The organism is Haloechinothrix alba (assembly GCF_900188115.1).
Lineage (GTDB): Bacteria > Actinomycetota > Actinomycetes > Mycobacteriales > Pseudonocardiaceae > Haloechinothrix > Haloechinothrix alba.
The window spans coordinates 172,502-189,220 of the sequence record NZ_FZNW01000007.1; the positions used below are offsets into that span (position 1 = coordinate 172,502).

The 16,719-nt window shown below is 67.4% G+C and carries 20 protein-coding genes and 1 pseudogene; 6 read left to right on the forward strand and 15 right to left on the reverse strand.

The annotated features are described in order from the left end of the window. Nucleotides 1-16 precede the first annotated feature (16 nt). Nucleotides 17-163: a hypothetical protein gene (locus tag CHB84_RS22825; protein ID WP_176439863.1), complete on the forward strand. Its 147-nt coding sequence runs from the start codon at nucleotides 17-19 to the stop codon at nucleotides 161-163. A 107-nt stretch (nucleotides 164-270) separates the two neighbouring features. On the opposite strand, the gene CHB84_RS08625 is transcribed toward CHB84_RS22825, so the two are convergent. From CHB84_RS08625 to CHB84_RS08690, 15 genes are all read right to left on the reverse strand, one after another. Next, entirely contained in the window at nucleotides 271-465 is a 195-nt protein-coding gene (locus tag CHB84_RS08625; RefSeq protein WP_089300999.1) for a hypothetical protein, read from the reverse strand. Further along, nucleotides 462-1,901, reverse strand: coding sequence for a phage tail protein (locus tag CHB84_RS08630; RefSeq protein WP_141134620.1), 1,440 nt, complete (start codon nucleotides 1,899-1,901; stop codon nucleotides 462-464). The genes CHB84_RS08625 and CHB84_RS08630 overlap by 4 nt, the downstream gene beginning before the upstream one ends. Before the next feature lie 108 nt (nucleotides 1,902-2,009). After that, a complete protein-coding gene (locus CHB84_RS08635; protein WP_176439864.1) occupies nucleotides 2,010-3,326 on the reverse strand; it encodes a phage major capsid protein in 1,317 nt (438 codons plus the stop codon). A 203-nt stretch (nucleotides 3,327-3,529) separates the two neighbouring features. Beyond that, nucleotides 3,530-3,793 (reverse strand): hypothetical protein, encoded by a 264-nt coding sequence (locus CHB84_RS08640; protein WP_089301002.1) that lies wholly within the window; start codon nucleotides 3,791-3,793, stop codon nucleotides 3,530-3,532. Continuing rightward, a complete protein-coding gene (locus tag CHB84_RS08645; protein WP_089301003.1) occupies nucleotides 3,793-4,011 on the reverse strand; it encodes a ribbon-helix-helix protein, CopG family in 219 nt (72 codons plus the stop codon). Before CHB84_RS08645 ends, CHB84_RS08640 begins: the two co-directional genes overlap by 1 nt. Nucleotides 4,012-4,734: 723 nt before the next feature. Beyond that, complete coding sequence (locus CHB84_RS08650) at nucleotides 4,735-6,192, reverse strand: AAA family ATPase (RefSeq protein WP_089301004.1); 1,458 nt, start codon at nucleotides 6,190-6,192, stop codon at nucleotides 4,735-4,737. Next, on the reverse strand, nucleotides 6,189-6,374 hold the full coding sequence (locus CHB84_RS08655) for a hypothetical protein (RefSeq protein ID WP_089301005.1): 186 nt from the start codon (nucleotides 6,372-6,374) through the stop codon (nucleotides 6,189-6,191). The genes CHB84_RS08650 and CHB84_RS08655 overlap by 4 nt, the downstream gene beginning before the upstream one ends. After that, nucleotides 6,374-6,661 carry a hypothetical protein gene (locus tag CHB84_RS22335; protein ID WP_141134622.1) on the reverse strand — a complete coding sequence of 96 codons (288 nt, stop codon included), beginning with the start codon at nucleotides 6,659-6,661 and terminating at the stop codon, nucleotides 6,374-6,376. Before CHB84_RS22335 ends, CHB84_RS08655 begins: the two co-directional genes overlap by 1 nt. Then, a complete protein-coding gene (locus CHB84_RS08660; protein ID WP_089301006.1) occupies nucleotides 6,658-6,888 on the reverse strand; it encodes a hypothetical protein in 231 nt (76 codons plus the stop codon). Before CHB84_RS08660 ends, CHB84_RS22335 begins: the two co-directional genes overlap by 4 nt. Before the next feature lie 68 nt (nucleotides 6,889-6,956). Then, nucleotides 6,957-7,310, reverse strand: a complete 354-nt coding sequence (locus tag CHB84_RS08665) for a hypothetical protein (protein WP_089301007.1) — start codon at nucleotides 7,308-7,310, stop codon at nucleotides 6,957-6,959. Beyond that, nucleotides 7,307-8,782: a recombinase family protein gene (locus tag CHB84_RS08670; protein ID WP_089301008.1), complete on the reverse strand. Its 1,476-nt coding sequence runs from the start codon at nucleotides 8,780-8,782 to the stop codon at nucleotides 7,307-7,309. Before CHB84_RS08670 ends, CHB84_RS08665 begins: the two co-directional genes overlap by 4 nt. Nucleotides 8,783-8,799: 17 nt before the next feature. After that, nucleotides 8,800-9,933, reverse strand: coding sequence for an HNH endonuclease signature motif containing protein (locus tag CHB84_RS08675; protein ID WP_089301009.1), 1,134 nt, complete (start codon nucleotides 9,931-9,933; stop codon nucleotides 8,800-8,802). A gap of 176 nt (nucleotides 9,934-10,109) precedes the next feature. Next, a complete protein-coding gene (locus tag CHB84_RS08680) occupies nucleotides 10,110-11,330 on the reverse strand; it encodes an NAD(P)/FAD-dependent oxidoreductase (RefSeq protein ID WP_089301010.1) in 1,221 nt (406 codons plus the stop codon). Between the two features lie 9 nt (nucleotides 11,331-11,339). Further along, on the reverse strand, nucleotides 11,340-11,531 hold the full coding sequence (locus tag CHB84_RS08685) for a ferredoxin (RefSeq protein WP_089301011.1): 192 nt from the start codon (nucleotides 11,529-11,531) through the stop codon (nucleotides 11,340-11,342). An 18-nt stretch (nucleotides 11,532-11,549) separates the two neighbouring features. Further along, nucleotides 11,550-12,254: a cytochrome P450 family protein gene (locus tag CHB84_RS08690; RefSeq protein WP_176439865.1), complete on the reverse strand. Its 705-nt coding sequence runs from the start codon at nucleotides 12,252-12,254 to the stop codon at nucleotides 11,550-11,552. A gap of 24 nt (nucleotides 12,255-12,278) precedes the next feature. Here CHB84_RS08690 and CHB84_RS08695 point away from each other — a divergent pair, with 24 nt between their 5' ends. The 5 genes and pseudogenes from CHB84_RS08695 (at nucleotide 12,279) to CHB84_RS08715 (ending at nucleotide 16,680) form a co-directional block, all read left to right on the forward strand. Then, nucleotides 12,279-12,863, forward strand: coding sequence for a TetR/AcrR family transcriptional regulator (locus CHB84_RS08695; protein ID WP_176439866.1), 585 nt, complete (start codon nucleotides 12,279-12,281; stop codon nucleotides 12,861-12,863). A 134-nt stretch (nucleotides 12,864-12,997) separates the two neighbouring features. After that, a complete protein-coding gene (locus CHB84_RS08700; RefSeq protein WP_141134623.1) occupies nucleotides 12,998-14,041 on the forward strand; it encodes a sensor histidine kinase in 1,044 nt (347 codons plus the stop codon). A 119-nt stretch (nucleotides 14,042-14,160) separates the two neighbouring features. After that, nucleotides 14,161-14,910, forward strand: a pseudogene (locus tag CHB84_RS08705) (R2-like ligand-binding oxidase); the annotation flags it as partial. Nucleotides 14,911-15,092: 182 nt separating this feature from the next. After that, nucleotides 15,093-15,305 (forward strand): hypothetical protein, encoded by a 213-nt coding sequence (locus CHB84_RS08710; protein WP_089301016.1) that lies wholly within the window; start codon nucleotides 15,093-15,095, stop codon nucleotides 15,303-15,305. Between the two features lie 118 nt (nucleotides 15,306-15,423). Continuing rightward, a complete protein-coding gene (locus CHB84_RS08715) occupies nucleotides 15,424-16,680 on the forward strand; it encodes a PucR family transcriptional regulator (RefSeq protein ID WP_245818633.1) in 1,257 nt (418 codons plus the stop codon). Nucleotides 16,681-16,719 lie beyond the last annotated feature (39 nt).

Consider the following 16,719-nt stretch of genomic DNA (forward strand, 5'->3'; position numbering starts at 1 on the left):
CCACATTCCCGCCGGAATGAGCTTTGCTGAGGGTTACCGCAATCTCCGCGACGCATGCCGGGAAGCGCAGTCGCTGCCCGAGGAGGACATGCGAACCTTCCTCGGATCACTAGCCGACCGATTCGACGAGTTCGCGAACAGTCTCGATCCGCAGGCTGAGTAGCCCGTACAGCGACGCAACGGCCCCCGTCCGACTGATCGGGCGGGGGCCTCGTCGTGTCAGGGTGTAAGTACTTACATGCTCCCCGCGCGTGCGCGGGCGCGAGGCGGCTAGTAGTTGAATTCGATCTTGGTGCGCTCCACAACGTATATCGCTTCGTCGAGATCACCAATAAAGTCGCGGACCCGGGCGCGCAACTCGTCCTCCGGCCGGTCCAGCGCCTCCTGCAGGCTCGCGCGAAATCCCCGGATCGCCTCACCGATCTGCCACTGTGCGGGCACAACGTCGGGAACCTCGTCGGTCATGGCCCGAGCACCTTCTGCACGTTGCCGCCATTGACGTGGATCGCCTTGCGGAGCCGGTGAAGCAGCTCGTCGTCCTCGCTGCTGCCGCTGGATTCGAGCACCAGCGTGATCGGTTCACGCTTGCCGCGACGGCCGCCGCCAGCGGCGAGCCGCCCGTGTTGGGCAGCCATCGTCACATCCGGCCGGACGGTGGCCGCCCTGGCGAGATCCGTACTTGCCCGCGACACCAGATCCCCACCTTGCATGATCCCTTGAGCCAGTCCTTGCGCGACCTGGCGACCCATGGTGGCCATCACCTTCGACGGCGAGCTGATGCCGAGAATGTCCTCGACGGGCCCGGGCACCACTTTCTTGACCAGGTTTAGTAGCTGGTCCTTCAACCAGCCACCCAGGGATTTGATGCCGCGCCACAACCCCCGCATGAGGTCCTTGCCCGCGTCGACCAGCAGACCACCGAGCGCACCAAGCTTGCGTTCGATCTCGCCCGGCAGTTTCCCCACCGTCCGCAGCACACTGTCCTTCGCCCCGACGATCGCACCGACAATGTTGTTCCAGGATTCGATCGTGTTCGCCTTGAGCCAGTTCCACGTGGCAAGAGTCTTGTTGACCACGAAGTTCCAAGCACCACTGATGGCTGACTTGATCCGCCCGAAGTTCGTGACCACGATGGTTAGGATCGCCCCGACCGCAGCGCCGATCGCGATGACGCTGCCGGTGAACGCCGCCACCACGGTGCCGACCACGGCAACAACCCCCAGGATTTCGTCCTGGTAGCGGATGAACACCGCGATCCCGCGCAGCACCACCCCCGCCAACGTGGCGACATTCTTGATCAGCCGGGCGAACGCCTCCGCACCACCGTCCTCGGAGATGGCGCGGGCGATCGCGGTGATCCCGCCCGCGAAGCTGCGCATGATGTCCGGCAGCTTCGGACCGAGAGCTTTCAGGATCGCCACGAACGCGTCCGCCACCGGCTGGATCACCGGCTTGAGTTCCTCGAACGCTTTGAAAAATTGATGGCTAAACGTGGTCAACACCGGCGCGATCTTGGCGAACGCCTTCTCGAGCTCGGGAGCGAACGTGTCGAACGTGTCCCGGGCCATGCGGGCGATCGCAGTCAGCGTGCCCTCGAACGGGGACGAGATGTCCTTCATGATGCTGACAATGTGGTTCTTGGTGGCGCTGAACTGGTTTCTGACTTCCTTGTTGGTGGCCGCGGCCGCCACGCCAACCGCCGTGATCGCACCACCCAACGCGCCAACCATGGCCGTGCCGGCCGTCGCGATGATCGCCGGCAGCGCACCCACAGCCACACCGACAGCTGTCATGGTGGTTTTCATGGCGGTGCCGACCGCCACCGCGGTGGCGCCCATCGCCGCGAGCTGACGGCGCGTCTGCTTAGCCTCGTCGCCCACGTGGTCGACCGACCGGGCCACGTCCCGCATCGTGCCGCTCGCCCCGTCCCGAGCAAGGATATTGAAGACAAGCTAAAGCGAGGTGTCAGCCACCCCTAATCACCCCCTTACGGCGGGAGCCATGACCGATCATGCGAATGGATCAGTCAAGCCCGAACCAGTGATTTTCGCATGGGCCTTCGAGTGCCGCTGCGACGTGTACGCCACATACCCGAAAACCTGCAGCCGAACGGTCAAGGTATCGGACCCGACGCTCTCGAACACCCGTGTGCGGGGAGCCTGCGACTCCTCCATCAGCAACCCGTCGGCGGTGCGGGACACGATGATCGCGTCCTCGTTGTTGCCGGTACCGAGATTCGTCGGGATGTTGGGGTCGACGAACACCGGTAGACCCATCAGGTTGCCCACCAGCCCCTCAGCGGCCGGCTGGCCCGTCGCCGCCACCTGGTTCTGCCCATTACCGGACGGAACCACCAACGGGCGGTCACTGGTGTCCAACGCCTTCAGCATGAACGCCCACCTACGGGGGTGCATGAAGATCGAGTCCGGCGGCAACAACCGCCCCGCGTGCACCAGGTTCACCGCCTCGGCGATCTTCGGGTACAGCTCCGCCACCGTCGGGTCGGCGTCGTTGTAGGTCACCGAGTTAACGTTTGAGTTCTGCAGGACCCCCTCAACGTTCGGGGCCGACCCGTTACCGTTAAGCACCTGCTGGTCCAGTGTGGCCGCATAGGACGCGGCCAAGTCGGCGAAAATCACCCTGTCCAGCCCCGGCTCGCTGCGCTCGAGCGCCTGCCGGGACAGATCCTGCTGGCCCGCGATCGTGCGGACATTCACGGTGATCTCGTCCGTGGTCGCATCGGTCTCACTGACCTGGCTGTTCTCCGACTGTGTCGACGTGGAGGTGCCACCCGTCACCCGCGGGATCGTCACCTGCATCCCCACACCACCCAGCGGGGTAGACCGCACCTGGTTTGCATACACGCGGCTGGCGCGGGCGAACTCGGCCCACTCGTCCTGCAGGTGCAGCGGAGGAGCAAAAGCACCCGCCGACGCATCCGCCGAACTCAGATCACGCATCTCCCGCTGGTGACGCTGCAACCGCTCCGCAGCAGCCGGATCGGACCCCTGAAACGCCAGGTCACGCACAAACGAGGTGCGCTCGTCAGGGCTGTAGATACTCTGCTCGCGAGTCACAGTGGCCGGGCCACCCGTCCCACGCGGCACCTTACGTAGCTGTTCATCCATCTTTATTCGCCGCTCCGTCTCGGACTCAGCGGCGGCCGCCTGCGACTCCCACTCCTTGAACTCCCGCTCCAACTGGGGAACTTCCCCAGGAGTGGCGTTCTGGACCCGCGCCGCGAGCTGCTCACCGCGCTCACCGAGACCCTCAATGAATGCGCGGAACTCGCGAGCCGACATACGGCGAGAAGGGGAAGAAGACATATGCCGCCTCCGCTTGAACGTTGCTGGAAAAAAGTCGTCCAACATCGCGTTGCGGCGACGAAAGAGTGTCCCTGCGGCGACACTGTGGACCGTGGCCCCCATGACGCGAGGCCTATCGGTCACCTCCACAATAGCATAAAAGCCCGCCCCGCAGGAGCAAGCACGGGGCGGGCAGCGACGATTGGAGGCTCGTCCCCACGATCCTACCTGACGGCCATCACCGCGCGCATGACACGATGCGCCTCCAGTTCGGACTCGTAGCTCACACGCTCCAGCTCGGCCGACCAGTCCTGACCCGGATTCGCCACAGCCACCTCGATCGCTTGAAATAGCCGTTCTAAGGCCTCATCGCGCCGCTGCGCGTAGAAATCCCGCTGCGCCTGCACCTCCACCGAATCACCCGGCAGCAGGCCACACGCAGGCGGCCAGGCCTGATGAAACCGGCTAATCGCATCAACGACAGTCATCAGTCCTCCAACGCGCAGCCGACATGACACGCTCCCGAATAGAACAGGTAGCCGAGCGTCTCTTCTACCTCCTCGTCCTCCACGATCAGCACCCGGCGGTGCACGCGCATCTCCACCAGCTCGCGCAGAAGACGCGACGTGGACACACCCTTGTCCGTGGCGATACGCTCGAAAGCCTCGGCGAGCTCGCGCGGAATCTTCGTGCTCAGAGTAGCCATTCAGGCCTCCTTGGTTGAGGTAAACCCCGTTCAGCTTTTAGAGAGGGACGAGCGGGTGGTGCTACGTGGGTCCTGAAGGCTTTTCTCAAGATGCCCACGCCCCCCTGACCTGCATAAATGCTGTGCGGCGTGGATGCCGTGGTGATCGCGAACTCGGCGAACAGTTTGCTTGAACAAACTGTTGTCTGCCGTGGTGCCGTGACGGGGTGCCCCGGGGAGCCGGGGTGGGGTGCCCGGGGGTGTGGGGTACGGCCCGGGGTGTGTGTGAGTGGGGGCGGGGGGTTAAAGAGTAGCGCCAGCTGCGCAGCCCCATGGGGGGTGTTTTTGAACCCATGGGGGTGTTTTCGACACCACCCCCGGGGGGTCTTTTTCGACCCACCCGGGGTGTTTTTCTCGACCCACCCCGGGGTCATTTTCGCCGCCCCCGGCGCTCTGCTTCGCACTCGTCGCAGAGCGGTTCGCGGTGCTCCGGCTCCAACACATCAGCGCACACCAGGCAGCGGGGGTGAACTCGGCGGATGCTAGTCATGGCGACGCTCCTTCCGGGACTCGTTCCACGCCACGGCGCGGACGGTGATCGCAGCGGTGAGAAGCAGTAGGGCAGTGAGAAATAGTGGGGTCATGCAGGTCTCCTATCTCTTGGTGGTCCTGAGTGGTCCGTGGACCGCTGCGGGAACGTTCCTGACTCCCGTCTACTCCCATCCACTCCCACCCTTAGGTCCCCTAAGGGTGGTGGGAGTGGGAGTCGGGAAAGTCGGCGACTCCCACGGGTGCTTGGGAGTCGATGGGAGTCGTGGGAGTCGTCGTGTTGGTTGGGATGTATCGAGATGCAGCACCTTCCGGGTATTTGCTCACCAGTCCCTGCGTGACCAGCGAGTTCAGTGCGCGGTAGAAGGTGGTTTCGCTCATCCCGGAGACTGCTCTGAGTTCCTTTGTGATCGCGCCTCGACTCCCAAAGAACTCCCACAGGGTGTTCAGTAAGTCGATCTCCGATTGGGCGAGTTGAGCGTCTACTCCCACGCCTCCGTGGGAGTAGACGGCGGACTCTCCGAGACTGAGTAGTGACAGTTTGAGTTCACCTTGTTCGGGTGCTTCTTTCTGCTTCGGGTTGGTCACCTTGACCAGTTGCCCGTCCTTCTCGGTCCGCAGGATCGTGGTGGCAGCGCCTTCCAGCGCGGTGGAGCCGCGCAGGTTGTCTCCGTTTCTGGGTTCGTGGTGGACCACGAGGATGCAGGCGCCGCTGGCGGTGCGGAGTTGTTCGAGCGCGTCGACGAACGTGCCCATGTCGCGGCTGCTGTTTTCTTCCCCGCCGAGCGTCACCCGTGCCTGCGTATCGATCACCACGAGATCGGGCTGCAGCTCGCCGAGGAGCCGGGTGAATGCGGCTGTGTCGATGTGCTGCAGCAGCTGCACCGGCACCGGCAGGAAGGTGATGTGTTCGACGGTGGAGCCGTGTGCGAGGCTCCACGCGTCGACGCGGCGGGACAGTCCGGCGGCGCCTTCGGCGATCAGGTACAGCACCCGGCCGGGGGTGGCGGTGTGGCCGTGCCACGGGGTGCCGGTGGCCACACAGCAGGCGAGGTCGACCGCCAGGAAGCTCTTGCCGTGTCCGGGTTTACCGTGCAGCCAGGCGAGGCTGTCGCGGTAGAGATAGTTCTCCACCAGCGGCTCGGGTGGGGGGATGTGGCGGAGCCCGTCGACGGTGAGCAGCCGTTGCCGGATCTCGAGCATCCGCCGGTCGATCTCGGACGGCTCGTCCTCGACTTGCCCGTTGGTGGTGACCTCACCGTCGCGCGGGGGGAGATACAACGTCTTCGGGTGCTGTCTGCCGTCGGTGAGTCCACTGTTTACCGTTTTCCGGGTCTCTACCTCGCCGAGCCCGGCGGTGCGTCCGACGGATTCGAGCTGGCCGCGCACTTCGCCTTCGCGGATGTATCCGGCGGCGACAAACCGACCGAGCTTGTTGGCCTTCACGTAGAGCGTATTGTTGCGCTCCCCTTCGGGTGCCTTCTCAACGTCACTCAGGCACCCGTCGTAGAGGCCACGGATGTAGGCCGCCGCCCGTGGGTTGCCGACGTCGACAGGGTCACCGATCGGTGTGTCCTGGTCGGGCTCGTCTGGCGGGTCAATGATCCGGGCCTCGATCATGGTTTGGACGAACGGGTGGTCGTAGTTCGTCATGGCCGCACCTCCAGACCGAGAGCCTCCACTAGGTCGCGCAGGTCGAGGAGTTGCACTCGCATCCACTGCGGTTCGACGTAGTGCCCGTCGGCGAGGAGTTGAGCGGCGAGGGTGAGTTGCCGACGGCGGTCGGCGCCGTTGACGCTGGCCTCGGTGAACCCGCTATGCACGATCTGGTTCACTACACCACCTCCTCGGCGAGCACGGCCTCGACGTGCTCGGATAGCAGGCCGTGCTCGCGGAGATGCCACCAGGCCAGCCGGGCGGCGTTGATGTCGCGCGGACGCGGGTAGCAATCAACGGGGTCGCGGTGGCCGCACTCCATCGGGGGGAACCGGTAGGACGCGGCGCGCCGGGCACGGAGTTGGGCAGGAGTGTCGGTGGCTGCGGTATACTCGCAGGTGGTTCCGCTGCCCTCGTGAACCTTGCCCCCGCCACTCCCACGGCGGGGGCCCTTTTCTGTTCTCACGCGGCCGAACCCCCTTTGTTATCGGGGGCGGGCAGCAGGCCACGGAGACGCTCGACCTGCTCGGGGCTCAGCTTGGGCGCGGTGTTGACGACCTGGTCGATGTGCTCGGCGAGTTTGGCGGCTTCGAGTTCACGCCGGGCCGCGAGGGTTTCGGGCGCGTCGGCGCCGTGGTGGCGCACGAGGATGTTGTGGCGCTGGCGCGCGGATGTGGTGGATGGTCGTGCCACGGCACACTCCTATAAGGTGTGTGCCGGGCTGCAACCCCGACTGCCGGGCGCTGTGGGCCCGGTCCGCGCTAGATAGCGTCAGCGGTGAATTCCACCGCAACCGTACCACGACTTGTGGTGACGCTGGGGGTGGAGATCGTGCCACGCCCGTGACGGCGACAATGCGCCACCAGCTGCTCCGGCGGACGGTAGGCCCACGTGAGTCGGCTCTGCGTCTCCGGCGTGGTCCGCAGCACCACCCAATTGTGCTTGCGTGCTGTCACACCGTGCTGGTCGCGCAGCCGACGCGCCGCACCGGAAGTACCCTTGCCGCGCCAATACACCGCGCCGTCAGCGCCTTTGACCACATGCCCAAGGGTGCACTGCTCGTGCCCCTCAGCGGCACAGAGCCCGCACGCGATCGTGGCGATAACCTTATTCATTGCCGTATCCATTCCACGCGCTGGGTGATCGGGTGGTGGTGCCCCCGGGTGGGCGAGCGGGTGGCGCGTAGCTCGCCGAGCACTTCCGGCGTCAGCAGCAACCGGGCAACCTCGCGTTTGGTGCTCATCTCGGCGGTCTTCCAGCGGCGGGCGACGTCGGCCCCGGGCGTGACCAGGTCCCGCAGCACCGACGGGGTGGCTAGCTCCTGTTTGCGCCGCTCGGCGTCGCGGAGTTGGGCCTCGATCTGCGGCTCCGACCGGGACGCCAGGGTCACGGACACGGTGCCCTGCGCGACGGCGTCGGCCAGCTCATCCAACCGCGCCCGCAAACCGGCGATCTCGTCGTCGATCGCGGCTAGCTGGCCGTCGTCCTGCCCGTCCCCGGCCGACAGGGCCTCATGAATGTCGTCGCGGGCGAGGTAGGCGAGCATGACCTGCTCGGCGTAGTCGTTCAGCTCGGCGTAGTTGACGCGTACGCAGCCGCCACGCAGGCAGTGGTATTGCCACCCGTACCGCTTGTCGTTGCGCGCGCCCAGATGCCCGCCACACGGGCCACACCGCGCGATCATGCTCAGCAGGTGTTTCCCCCGCCCCGGGCGGGTCGTCACCCGCGCGGGGTCGGTCAGGAGCCGCCGCACCTTGTAGTAGTCGGCCTCGCTCACCAGACCGGGCCAGGTGGCTGGGTACAGCGTCGCGTCCAGCTGGGTGCGGGTGTTGCCGCTGTGCGTTCCCGGCGCGTGCTGCCGCAAACCGGCATACAGCGGTGACAACGCGATCGTGCGCAGGTGCGCGGCCGAAAACGGCCCACCCGAGCGCTTCGCGATCCCCCGTTCGGCGAAATCCGCCGCGATCGCCCGCAGCGAGTGCCCCTTGATCAATCGGTGGAACAGCTCCCGCACCACCTGAGCCTCGGGCTCGTAGGGCTCCTGGGCGATCAGCTTGCGTGTCCGATCGTCATACCGGCGTCGATACCCGTACGGGCACCGACCGTGAGGCATGCCCTCCCGCGCGCCCGACGCGGCCGACCGTCGCAGCCGGCTGGACAGCTTCGACGACTCGTACTCCGAGTCCACACTGTCCTCGAGCAGGCTCCGACGGTCCCGCGCGTTCCCCGGATCGTAGGTGCGCCCGTGGGTGGTCACGTGGATCTGCACGCCGTGCTTCTCACACAGCTCGATCAACTCCACCCACTCGGAAACCTTGCGCGAGCCCCGGGAAGATTCCCAGATGATCAGCACGTCGGCGGCGAACTTCCCGGCCCCCAGATCCTTGATCAACAGGTCGTAGCCTTCACGAGCCTTTGTGGCGTACCGGGACGCGCTACCCGTGTCCCAGTAGGGCTTGCCCAGCTTCCACCCGTGCCGATCGGCGACGGACACGTTCTCGGCGTGCTGCTCATCCTGAGATCGTTCCCGCCCCGAGGCGTCGACGCTGACCCGCAGGTACTCCCGCGCCTTGCTACCCGCTTCCATGCCGTGTAGCGTAGCACCTATTGGGAAGGTCTCACCTTACCGAGGTCGGTGGGTCCACCGTGCACCCAATGCTCGATGTGGTGCGCGTGGCACCATCTCTCAGGGCGTCCGCAGCCGGGGAATACACACCCGCTGTCGCGGAGGGCGAGGGCGCGGCGCTGGGCTGTGGAGACCAGCCGCTGCTCGCGCCCGAGATCCAGCACCTCGCCCTTGGTTCCGAGCACGGCGGGGATCACCCCCGCATCGCAGGCCAGGCGACGCGCCTGTTCGGCGGTGACCGGCACGTCCTGATTCAACAAGCCGGTGGCAGTCGGCGGCCCGTCGGACGACAGCTCGCCCAGCGGGATCGTGACCACGAGGCGGGGCTTCTCACTCCCCTCGGTGGGCAGTCGTCCCTCGGCGAGCGTGAGTCCGATCAGGTCGGCAAGCGCGTCCCCGTGCCGCTGCGCGCAGCTTCGCTCATCGCGGGTGCCATCCTCGCTGGGTTGGGGCTTGGCCAGCGGGCTGAGTGCGGCCTCGAGGGCCTTTCCGGACTCGGCATCGAGAGTGCCGGAGAACGCGAGGCGCCCGTCCCTCCGCCAGCCCAGCAGCAGCTCACGTTGGGGCTGGGCCAGGTCGGAGTCGTCAAGTGGGTCGCCAGGCAGCGCGAAACGGGCCAGCAGTCGTCGACCCAAGGTACGCACCTGCGCAGGCCCGGACTCCTCGGCGCGCGCCAGCAGCCGGTGTTCGAGCTCGTCGTACTCCGTTGCAGTGGCGCTGCCCGGCAGGTGTTCGAGAGTTTCCCGCAGGGCATCCACATGTCCCTGCCCGATCACACCTTCCCGCAGCGCCTGCCCGGTCCGCGGGCACGGCGCAGGGGTCTCGCGAATGCCGGTGCACACCGGATTGCAGGCCATCGCCCGCGCCTCCCGCTGTCGCGCCTCCCGGGCATCGACCCGCAGTACATCCCGTACCAGCGAGTGCAGTGTGCCGTAGCCGTAGGCGTCCATGACTCCGCGCCCGGCGATATCGGCAAGGATCTCTCCCTGCACGGCGGCCGCCTGCCGCTGCAGCACCTCCAAGCGCTGCAGCGTGCGCATCAGCTCATCCGGAGACGCCCGCCACCACTCGGTGCCGGGCTCGGGAAGTGCGACGTCCCCAGATGTGATCATCACTACTCATGATAGAACACATGTTCGACCAACGCAAGAAGTTGGAGGCAGGTTTCTGGCGGAATCGCTACGATGCGGCTGCGGGCAAGTGCGCTGCACGGATGGTTCGCCGGCACGTCAAGTCGCAGGCGTCATCGATCTGATGTGGACGGAAGCTGACACTCCCCGTCCGGCCGTTACCGCTTCTCTGCGGCATAAGCCAGGCCGTCGCGCCACGATGTGCGTTTGGCGATGAGCCTGCGGAACGTCATGACCAGCTTGCGCTCGTTGAGCCCGAGGGCACCGACCACCCTGTCGCCCTGCCGGTAGAGGGCGAGGAAGTTCTCGGAGTCCGTGTCGCCTGCGACCACGCGGACCTCCTCGGCGGTAGGGACGCCGATGAACTGCAGCCGGTGCTCGTACCAGTCGGACCAGAAGTACGGCACGGTCTCGAAGGGCTGCGCCTCGTCGGGGCGCAGCGCGTTTCGGGCGGCGGCGGCACCCTGCTCGGCGGTGGTGGTCCAGTGCTCGAGCCGCATCCGCTCACCGAAGGCAGGGTTGGTCCATCTGGCGACATCGCCTGCCGCGTACACGCCCGGTGCGCCAGTGGCCAGCGTCTCGTCGCACACGACGCCGTCATCGATCTCGAGCCCGGACCCGGCGAGCCATCCGGTGGCAGGCGCGGCTCCGGTGCCGACCACGACGAGGTCCGCGTCCAGAGTGCTGCCGTCCGTCAGCCGCACCCGCTCGACTCGGTCGGTGCCCTCGCCGGCCTTGAGGCCCGCTACGCCCACGCCGCAGCGCAGGTACGTGCCGTGCCGTTCGTGCAGCCGCGCACACGCCGACCCCATCTGCTCGCCGATCGCCCGCACCAGCGGGACAGGAGCCATCTCGACGACCGTGACCGGCAGTCCGCGCTTACGCACGGCGGCGGCAACCTCGGAACCGATGAACCCCGCGCCGACCACGATCACGTTGCGCGCTCCGGCATCGAGTTCGGCGCGCACCCGGTGGGCATCGTCCACAGTGCGCAGCGTGTGCACCCCGCCGAGTTCAGGGGTGTTCGGCAGCTGCCTGGCAGTGGCCCCGGTGGCGATGATCAGCCCGGTGTAGGACAGCCGCCCGTTGTCAAGGTGCAGCACCCGCGCAGCCGTGTCGACGCCGGTAGCGGCGGTGCCGAGTTGCAGGTCGACATCGAGCTCGGCGCGCAGCGAGTGCTCGGCGCGATGGGTCGGCGGTTCCGGCGGTTGCGGGGCGGGGGCGAGGAACTCCTTGGACAACGGCGGGCGGTCGTACGGCAGGTGCGGTTCCGCGCCGACGAGCGTGAGCGGGCCGTCATAGCCGGTGCGCCTAGCGGCCTCGACCGCGCGGAGTCCGGCCAGCGAGGCGCCGACGACGACGAGACGGGAGGTGCTCATCACCGCCCCTCAGCCTTCCAGGCGCAGCGCCTGCGTCGGGCACTGGTCGCATGCGTCCTGGAGATCCTCGCGTATGTTCTCGGTCAGCTCCTCGGTGATCAGGTGCGCGACGCCGTCGTCACCGACCTCGAACACGTCCTCCCTGATGGCTTCGCAGACACCGTGGCCGGTGCACTTGTCCTCATCGATGTGGATCTTCATGGTTGTCACCTCGGCTGGTCAGCGTTGCGGGGTGAAGGTACACGGCATGCGCTTGATGCCGTGGATGAAGTTCGCGTTGAGCAGGTCGGGCTCGCCTGCCCGGATGTCCGGCAGCCGGTGCAGCAGCTCGTCGAAGAGCACCCGCAGCTGGGTGCGTGCGAGCTGGTTGCCCAGGCAGTGGTGAATACCGTTGCCGCCGAAGCCCACGTGCGGGTTCGGGTCCCGGCTCAGGTCGAACTCGTTCGGCCGGTCGAAGACGATCTCGTCGTCGGTTAGTCTCGCTCCGTCGACCTCGGAGACGGCCAGCGCGGTGATCAGGTCGTCGCCCGGCTCGTCCCGCCGCTGCGCGGCCAGCCGTTTGGCCATGTCGTGCACGTACCCGGCGGCCTCGAACAGCCGCTGCACGGGATCACCCTCGCCGACCACATCCGGGTCGGACACCCCGGTCGGCATCGCGGCCTCGTGCGCGACCTTCTGCCGGTCCGCGTACGGGATGCCCATCATGTCGCAGATGTTGTGCATCGGCATCAGCGCGGCGCATTCGGCGACGAAGTCCGCCTCACCCTTGGGTGCCAGGTCATCGACGATCATTCGCGCGTTGGCCCGGATCCGGTCCTCGATGCGCTTCATCTGCTTCGGGGTGAAGGCCTTGCTGATCAGCCTGCGCAGCTTGCTGTGCCGCGGCGGGTCGATCGCGATGATCGACTGGCTCGCCTCCGGCAACTCCGGCGGCAGCTCCGCGACACCGTGCTCGACGAGGCGCGGCGGCTGACGATCGAGCTGGGCTGGGCCCGCGTCCGCATGGGGCGCCTTGCCGAGAACGTGGGGATCAGCAGGCAGACCCTCTACACGGAGTTCGACTCCAAGGACCACCTCGGCCAGGAGGTCGTGTCGAGGGAGGCCGATCGCGTCCTGCAGGGCGTTGCGGACCAGTTCGAGCGGCATCCCGACGACCTCGGAAGCGCCATAGCTGCCATGGTGATCCACGTGCTCCGCGAAGCCGAGACGAACTCGCTCATCAGGGCCGTCCTGGACAGCGCGCGCGGCGGGGAGAACTCGTTGCTGCCCCTGCTGACCACCCGATCCGACGCGATCATGAGCGCGGCGGCAGGGGTGGTCGGGCGTTTCGTCGAGGCGCACCACCCGGAGCTCGAGCAACGTGAGCTGGCCGCGACCGTGGACGCGATCGTCCGCATGACCGAGAGCCACATGCTGTTCCCCGTCGAGCCGGCCGAGGAGACGGGCGCTCGGGTCGCGGAGCTCGCGGTCCGCAACGTTCACGGCGCCCCGTCACGGGCAGGCGCCGACGCCGGCGGTCCGGCCGCGCGCTGACCCCCGTCAGGGCTGGAGCGGGACCGGTCACCGGGTCTCCGGTGACGACTCCTGCTCCAGTAGACCGAACTGCCCGGCGAGCCCGGCCGCACTGGGAACGGCCGGGTAGTGCGGCCCCGCTCGTCGTGACCTCGGTGGACGGGGCTCTGACCCTGGGGCTCATCGCTCCCACCGGTGGTGCCACGAGCCCGGCCGTGGCCATCCTGTTCCTGTCCGTTACCGCCGCGGCGACACGATTGAACCTCTGGCTGGCGATCGGGCTGGCCGTGGTGCTCGGCACCGCGTACCTCGCGGTCGCGTTGCTCATCGACGCGGACGACGTACCGCTGGAGCAGCGGCTGGTCGCAGGCGTGTGGTGGCCGCTCTACCTGCTGTTCATGGCCGTGTTCGGGGGCAGCCTCGCCCTGTACGCGGAGCGTGCCCACGCGGCGAGGGCCGCCGCAAACGCGGAAGCCCTCGCGGAGCATTTCGCCGCAGAGGAGGAACGTGATCTCCGCGCCCGGTTGCTCGAGGCCTACAGCGCGCAACACGACGGGTTGCGCGCCATCCTGCACGACTTCCGCACCCCGGTGTCCTCGCTGCGCGCGCTGAGTGCCCAGCTCGGCGATCCACGCGGGCGGCTCGACGACGAGCAGCGCGCCACGGCCCAGCGCCTGGTCGCCGAGCACGCTGAGCACCTGTCGACCATGCTCGACGCGCTCTCCGACGTGACCGCCAGCAAGAGCCCGACGCAGCCTGCGGGCCAGCCGCGTACGGTCGGGCTGCACGAGCTGCTGCTCGCCTCGAGCGACGCGGCCGGGCTGCATCCCCCGCGACTGCGACTGAACGTGACCCCACCCGACGCGGTCGTGCGGATCGACACCCAGCGAATCCGCCGCGTGTTGACCAACCTGATCGACAACGCCGCACGGCACGGCGAAGGCGAACCCGTCGAGGTAGCGGCCACCGTCGCCCCGACGGAGGTGCGTTTCGATGTGCTCGACCGCGGGCCCGGCCTTGCGCCCGAACAGCTGGAAGCGGTGAAGCGTAAGGACGTCTCGCTCGGTGAGGCCTCGGGCGGTACCGGGCTCGGCCTGTGGATCGTCGAGCAGATCGTCCAGGCGATGCGTGGCGAGCTCGATCTCGCCGTGCGCCCGGGCGGCGGACTCGCCGCGACCGTACGTGTCCCGTTGCGCTGAACCGGCAGGCACACGACCTGGCACCGGAGGGCCAGCACGGGCCCCCGCGGCCCGCGCGGCACGAGTGCGATCCCGCCGATACTGCCGGTAGCAACTGCCTGCCGACAGTGGAGATGCCGATGACGACGAACCGCGTGATCGAGCACGGAAGCCGCGCCGGGTTCGGCAGCCTGGCCTCGGGCGGGCTCCGGATGGACTCGTTTCCGATGAAGCTTCTCCAGAAGGGCAACGACAAGTTCTGGCAACCCGCCGACATCGACTTCAGCAAGGACGCGGCCGACTTCGCCGCGATGTCGCCGGACGAGAAGCAGCTGACGTGCACCATGGCCGCGCATTTCATGGCAGGGGAGGAGTCGGTCGCCCAGGACCTGCAGCCGTTCCTGACCGCGATGGCCGCGGAGGGCCGACTTGCCGACGAGGCCTACCTGACGCAGTTCCTGTTCGAGGAAACCAAGCACATGCAGTCGTTCCGGATGTGGTTCGAAGCCGTCGGGCTGACCGAGGACCTGCATCCCTACGTGGACTACAGCGAGCCCTACCGCACGATCTTCTACGAGGAGCTGCCCGCGTCGCTGTACGCGCTCTCGGTCGATCCCTCGCCTGCCGCCCAGATCCGGGCCTCGGTGACCTACAACCACATCGTGGAGGGAACGCTCGCGCTGATCTCCCGGATCTTCGACCAGTTCCCGGACGGCGTTCCCTTCGGGATCGATCTCGACGAGATGACCGAGTACGCCATGGATAAGGTCACCAGGAGGTTGAAGGCGATCGAGAGCGCGCGGGGGCGCGACGTCGCCGATATCGACGAGGACTACACGCCGATGCGGCTGGAGGCCACCTTCGACGACGTCGCCGAGGACCTACGCGCCCAGCTGCAGAACGAGCAGACCCTGAACGCATGGCGTGACTGGCTCGCCGAACGCATCCGCGCCGCCGACGTCGCCTACGCCGACCAGTACCGCCCCGACAACCCCGACGCGCCCCCGAACCTCGAACCCGGCCCCGGCAACCAGCAGCAACCACAACCCCGGCAACCCGACCCCGACGGCGAATGAACACCCTCATCCTCACCGGCATGGCCGCCATCCTGGCCGCCCTCGGCACGTGGGGCATCCGCCACGCACCACAGCTGGCACCGGCCCCACTTCCCGAGCAGGAACGCAGACACCGGACACGCGTCCTCCGCCGCGGCGGCATCGCCTGCCTCGTCGCGGCCACACTCCTACTGGCCGCGGGCGCACACGCCCTGCTGACCGCAGCATGACACCGTGCGGGAAACGATGCACGGCACTGCCGAGGCATGCGGGCTTCCACCACGCCGGGAGCGACCGTACTATTGGCAGACGTTCAATGCAGTACACGCGCATGGAAGGCCGTTCGTAGTGGACCGTTCCGCTGAGGTCGACGGGCAGATCGCGGCCCTTGCCGCGCAACTCAACGGCGAGCTCGCGTCGTTGACTGATGCCGTACGCGACCGCCTGGCGACCGAGGTCGACCAGCTCGGCGGGGACGAGCGTCTGATCAACCTGCTCGGTGCCAGTGTCGAGGCGAACATCGATACCGCCCTGCACGTGCTGCAGCACGGCATCGACATCGGCAGGATCGAGGCGCCGTCGGCGGCCGTCGAGTACGCGAAGCGGCTGGCCCAGCACGGGGTCGCCGTCGACGCGCTGATCCGGGCGTACCGGCTCGGCCAGGACACGTTCCTGCGCCGGGCGTTCGAGCTCCTGCCGTTCGGCGACGAGGAGCTCATCGCCGCGGTGTCGCAACGCCTGGTCGCCCTGACGTTCGCCTACGTCGACCGGGTCTCGCAGCAGGTTGTCGCCGTCTACGAGGAGGAACGCGAGCGCTGGCTGCAGAACAGGGACGCGGTTCGAGCCGCGCACATCCGCAGGCTGCTCGGCGAGGACGGCATCGATATCGCGGCGACCGAGAAGACGCTCGGTTACCGCCTCACCGGGCGTAACCATGCCGGTGTCGTACTCTGGTTCACCGAGGACAAGGGCCTGGACAGCCCGGTGGCGGTGCTGGAGACGGCAGTACGGCAGCTGGCGGAGCGTATCGGCTGTATCGCCCGCCCGCTCTTCGTGCCGTGCGACGCCACCAGCGGGTGGGCGTGGCTACCCGTGTCCGGGGACGTAACCGAGGTCAACGGCGAGATCGTCAGGTCCGTGACCGAGGACGGCGATGCATCCCTGCGCGCCGCTGTGGGGCGGCCTGCTGCGGGTCTGGACGGGTTCCGGGCCACGCACCGGCAGGCGGTCCAGGCGCAGTCGGTCTCGCTGATCGCAGGCCGGGAGGCGCGCACCGTGGTCAGTTTCGACGAGACGGGACCGATCGCGTTGATGTGTACCGATATCGCGGCGACGCGCTCGTGGCTGATCGACACGCTCGGTGCCCTGGCGATCGACGACGCCCCGCACGCCCGGATGCGTGAGACGCTGCGCGTGTTCCTGTCCGAGGGGGGTAGTTATGCTGCGGCCGCAGGTCGGCTCAACCTGCACAAGAACTCCATCCAGTACCGGATCAGGAAGGCCGAGGACGAGCTGGGCCACCCTGTCCGGGAGAAGCGCTTGCACGTCGAGCTGGCGCTGAACGTGTGTCACTGGCTCGGCCCGGCAGTACTGCGTCCACGCTGAGCCCGCAGGCGCGTTTCGCGGCCGGTATTGTGCCTCGAG

What these genes read in the sequence shown, in the direction of transcription:
- CHB84_RS08685 (WP_089301011.1), bottom strand. Translation starts at nt 11,531, where the DNA reads ATGAAGATCCACATCGATGAGGACAAGTGCACCGGCCACGGTGTCTGC.
- CHB84_RS08635 (WP_176439864.1), bottom strand. Translation starts at nt 3,326, where the DNA reads ATGTCTTCTTCCCCTTCTCGCCGTATGTCGGCTCGCGAGTTCCGCGCA.
- CHB84_RS08710 (WP_089301016.1), top strand. Translation starts at nt 15,093, where the DNA reads ATGAACACCCTCATCCTCACCGGCATGGCCGCCATCCTGGCCGCCCTC.
- CHB84_RS08645 (WP_089301003.1), bottom strand. Translation starts at nt 4,011, where the DNA reads ATGGCTACTCTGAGCACGAAGATTCCGCGCGAGCTCGCCGAGGCTTTC.
- CHB84_RS08675 (WP_089301009.1), bottom strand. Translation starts at nt 9,933, where the DNA reads ATGATCACATCTGGGGACGTCGCACTTCCCGAGCCCGGCACCGAGTGG.
- CHB84_RS08670 (WP_089301008.1), bottom strand. Translation starts at nt 8,782, where the DNA reads ATGGAAGCGGGTAGCAAGGCGCGGGAGTACCTGCGGGTCAGCGTCGAC.
- CHB84_RS22825 (WP_176439863.1), top strand. Translation starts at nt 17, where the DNA reads ATGAGCTTTGCTGAGGGTTACCGCAATCTCCGCGACGCATGCCGGGAA.
- CHB84_RS08665 (WP_089301007.1), bottom strand. Translation starts at nt 7,310, where the DNA reads ATGAATAAGGTTATCGCCACGATCGCGTGCGGGCTCTGTGCCGCTGAG.
- CHB84_RS08680 (WP_089301010.1), bottom strand. Translation starts at nt 11,330, where the DNA reads ATGAGCACCTCCCGTCTCGTCGTCGTCGGCGCCTCGCTGGCCGGACTC.
- CHB84_RS08650 (WP_089301004.1), bottom strand. Translation starts at nt 6,192, where the DNA reads ATGACGAACTACGACCACCCGTTCGTCCAAACCATGATCGAGGCCCGG.
- CHB84_RS08625 (WP_089300999.1), bottom strand. Translation starts at nt 465, where the DNA reads ATGACCGACGAGGTTCCCGACGTTGTGCCCGCACAGTGGCAGATCGGT.
- CHB84_RS08640 (WP_089301002.1), bottom strand. Translation starts at nt 3,793, where the DNA reads ATGACTGTCGTTGATGCGATTAGCCGGTTTCATCAGGCCTGGCCGCCT.